General features: G+C 58.8%; 4 protein-coding genes. All 4 read left to right on the top strand.

Annotation, left to right across the window (positions count from 1 at the left end; genetic code table 11):
• Positions 1-1,256: BREX system Lon protease-like protein BrxL (locus tag AB4Y99_RS26375; RefSeq protein ID WP_441525409.1), on the top strand; the 1,256-nt coding region annotated here is incomplete at its 5' end.
• Between the two features lie 571 nt (positions 1,257-1,827).
• Positions 1,828-2,676 (top strand): type IV toxin-antitoxin system AbiEi family antitoxin domain-containing protein, encoded by an 849-nt coding sequence (locus tag AB4Y99_RS26370; protein ID WP_441525410.1) that lies wholly within the window; start codon positions 1,828-1,830, stop codon positions 2,674-2,676.
• Positions 2,663-3,604: a nucleotidyl transferase AbiEii/AbiGii toxin family protein gene (locus AB4Y99_RS26365; protein WP_441525408.1), complete on the top strand. Its 942-nt coding sequence runs from the start codon at positions 2,663-2,665 to the stop codon at positions 3,602-3,604. The genes AB4Y99_RS26370 and AB4Y99_RS26365 overlap by 14 nt, the downstream gene beginning before the upstream one ends.
• On the top strand, positions 3,601-4,010 hold a 410-nt coding region (locus AB4Y99_RS26360), incomplete at its 3' end, for a hypothetical protein (protein ID WP_441525407.1). The genes AB4Y99_RS26365 and AB4Y99_RS26360, both read left to right, overlap by 4 nt.

Raw genomic sequence — 4,010 nt, 5'->3', positions numbered from 1 at the left:
AGATCAAGGATCCCGACACAATCCAGATTATGAAGGACTTCATGGCCAACGGACGCTTTTCGCGCGGCGTTGAGGTCATTGCAGACGCCAGCCTGGCGTTCGTCGGCAATATCGACATGTCTGTGGAGCAAATCGTCAACTCGACCGAATRCGACCTGTTTCAGCCTCTACCGGATCAGTTTGACCTCGCCGTCATGGATCGTTTCGCCTGTTACCTGCCTGGCTGGGAGATGCCGAAGAACAGCAGCGCGTTTCTAACCGACAGGTTCGGCCTCATCACGGATTTTCTGGCGGAAGCCTTTCATCACCAGCTCAAGCATAGCAATCGCTATGAAGAGGTCGGTAAACGGCTAAAGCTAGGGTCAGCCGTTGAGGGGCGCGACGAGAAGGGGATTAAAAAGACGCTTTGCGCACTACTGAAAATCCTGCATCCGGCGGACTCGCCAACCGATGCGGAATTCGACGAGTACGTGGCCTATGCCATCGAATGCCGCCGCCGCGTCAAAGAGCAAATGAATAAAAGGAAGCCGGACGACGAGTTTGCGCAAATTGGCTTGTCCTACATCGACAAGGACGGACGGGAGATCGTCGTCCATTGCCCAGAAAGCGCGAATGCCTCGGCGACACTGGAGCCCGCGCGTCGTCGCCTCAGGATGAGTGCCCTGTCCGATGAATCCTCATCTGCACCGGCCCAGCCATCCACCGTAGAAGAACCGATTGAGGCGTCCTCGTCCGTTGAAGTCCCCACGGTGATCTCATCGCCAGAGCCCATGGGCCCGGTCGAGCGGCATTACACCATCGGCTATGGCGACACCGGTCATTCTTACGATACAATTTTTGGCCCCTACCTGGAGGGTGCCAAGTCGATGATCGTCGAGGATCCTTATATCCGCGCGCCCCATCAGATCGCAAATTTTGTCAGACTCTGCGAAGCTGTGCTTAAGGCATCGACTGTTCAAAACATTACCTTGATCACGTCCTATGACCAGCAAACCGATATGGCCGACGTCCGAGATAAGTTGGACGAACTGAAACAAAGTCTGCTGGAATATGACGTGGCTTTGAATGTGAAACTGAACGGCAATCTGCATGACCGTGAAGTGCGTCTCGACAATGGCTGGATCATCAAGATAGGCCGCGGCTTAGATTTCTATCAAAAGCCAGATGGCTGGTTCACAGTCGGCGCTACGGACCTGAACCTGCGCCGCTGCCTGGAAACGAAAGTGGACGTCTTCAGGGCCCCGGTGGGCGCGTGAAGGAAATCATTTCCGGTCTGCCACGCCTCCTGTCGCCCTGAAGCCCGGCGCCCATGACGGCTATGTGAGCTGGGAGAGGTTCGAAGCGATCCGCGCGATGGTGGCAGGCAATGTTCCGACCGGCAGGCATCACGGCGCGCCCAAGCATGGCGAGGCGCTGCTTGCCGGCCTGATCCGCTGCCCGGCGCTGCGGCCGCAAGCTGACGCTTCGCTACACCGGGGCCAGGCACGGCATCCCGCGCTACAGCTGCGCGTGCCTGGATGGACCATGGCGGCCCATCCTGCATCGCGTTCGGCGGCCTGCGCGTCGACGATGCGATCGAGGAGGCGCTCCTTGGCGTGGTCGGACCTGGCGCCGTCGCCGCGCAGGTGGCCGCGTTACGGGCGGCTGGGCAGCGGGATCAGGTTCGCGAGAAACGACGCGGAAAACTCTAGCTCAAAGCGATCCAGTTTTAAGGGCTCAGATCACTCTATATGGGTTTACGAAAATCGAAATTACTAAACCTTGGGTATATGTCTGGGGCGGTAGGCAAACTTGACGCTGGTTTGCAATCCAGGCTATAACTACACTGTGAGTGAAGAAAATGCAGGAAAGCTAAACCGACTTCAACGCGACCTGCCCGAAGGGTTGGTCGTGAGCGCGGCATGGCTGACCGCAAAGGGCTATTCCCCTCAGCTCTGTAACAAGTACGTCGCCAATGGCTGGCTCCAACGGCTGACCCAGGGGGTTTATCGCCGCCCCGGCGGAAAACTCGTCTGGGAACAGGTCGTCATATCGCTCCAGACCCTGATGGAATTTCCCGCGCTGGTCGGGGGGCGGACTGCTCTCACATTGCAGGGCTTCGCCCACTATCTTACCCGCGAAGACACAGACGTTCACCTGTACGGGCGCAAACCCATACCGGCATGGCTGAACCGCCTGCCGATAGGAGTCCGGTTTCACTATCACAACACCGCCACCGTGTTTCGCAATGAGCCGATAACGCGCGGCCTTACCAGTCTGGCGTGGAATCTGAACGATGGTAGCGCAGTCAGCACGCAGGCAATGGACGGCGCATTTGACTCCATACCGTGGGGACAGTGGGAATGGCCCCTTACATTATCGACGCCGGAGCGGGCGATCCTCGAATTTCTTGACGGTCTGCCAAATCACGAAAGCTTCGATCAGGCCGACAAGTTTATGGAAGGGCTGGCCACGCTCAGACCCCGCCGCCTTCAGAGGCTGCTGGTCGACTGCAAGAGCGTGAAGGTAAAACGGCTCTTCCTGTTTTTTGCCGACCGCCATCAACACGCGTGGCTCAAACATCTCGATAAGAGCGCCATCGATCTCGGCACCGGGAAACGCATGCTCGCACGCGGCGGAAAGCTAGACCCGCATTACATGATCACTGTCCCCGAGGAGCTGTATGGCAGCAAATGAACGCTACCGGCAGCAGGTGGCTCTCCTGGTCCGGTCGCTACCGGCCGTTGCCGCGGAGGATTGCTTTGCCCTGAAGGGCGGGACAGCGATCAATCTGTTCGTCCGCGACATGCCCCGGCTGTCCGTCGATATCGACCTGACGTTCCTGCCGGTCGCGCCGCGCGATGAATCGCTGGTCGCCATCGAGCAGGCTCTTTTGCACATCAGTGACCGGCTGAAGGTTGCTATCAATGGCGTGCAGATCACCGAAAGCCGTCCGGGAGGCACCGGCCCCTTGACGCGCCTCGTCGTTCAGCTGGGCCGGGTTCAGATCAAGATCGAGGTGACGCCCGTGCTGCGCGGGTGCGTCTATGCTCCCGCCGTGCGCGACGTCTCGCCATCCGTGGAAGACCAATTCGGCTTTGCGGAAATCAGTGTCGTCTCCTTTGCCGACCTGTACGCCGGGAAAATCATGGCGGCCCTCGACCGGCAGCATCCCCGCGATCTGTTCGACGTTCAGGACCTGCTCGCGAACGAGGGTATAGATGACGATCTGCGCCGCGCCTTCATCGTCTACCTGATAAGCCACGGCAGGCCGATGGCAGAAGTTCTCGGGTCGCCGCAAAAGGATATCGCCGTCGAATTCACCGAGAATTTTGAGGGTATGACTACCGAGCCGGTCGCCCTCGAAGCGTTGCTCGCCGCGCGCGCGGCGATGGTCGCCGCCATCGTCGGCGGCATGCCGCAGGCGCACAAGGATTTCCTGCTGGGATTCAAGCGCGGTGCGCCTGACTGGGACCTGCTTGGCTTACCCGGAGCGGCGGAGCTTCCCGCCGTTGCTTGGAAACAGGCGAACCTGGAAAAGCTCACCCCTGATGCGCGGGCGCGGTTGGTTGCTCAGCTCACGGCCGTCCTCGCTCCCGTCGGCAGAAAAAACGACGCACCATGATCGATCAGATTACAGACGCAGCATTGCTCGCGACCCTCAAAGAAGGCGTCAAAAAAGCAACGGACGTCATCGCACGCGTGACCGACTATCGCGGCGGCCCCGTCACCACCGAGTATCTGCTGACCGCCGACATTGCGCGGGAACTGATCGAGCAAGATTATCAAGTGAAGGTCGAGTGCCTCAATCGCAATCTCGTCAACGGCATGACCCAGAAAGCGGCTGCCGTTCGAAAGTCTCTGGGCTCATGCCGAACCGACATTGTGGTCTGGCAGAATGAAATCATTCCCTTGGCAATCATCGAGATAAAAATCGGGGTCAAAACGCTCAAGAAAATTGCCGAGGACCTGGAGAAAATCACCGGCACGATTGACATGCTGAAATCCCAGTACGCGAGCCGCGTTGTCGG

The organism is Allobosea sp. TAB14 (genome assembly GCF_052113865.1).
GTDB lineage: Bacteria > Pseudomonadota > Alphaproteobacteria > Rhizobiales > Beijerinckiaceae > Allobosea > Allobosea spartocytisi.
Note: the sequence above shows the minus strand (reverse complement) of the source record. Positions and strands in the feature narration are given on the sequence as shown.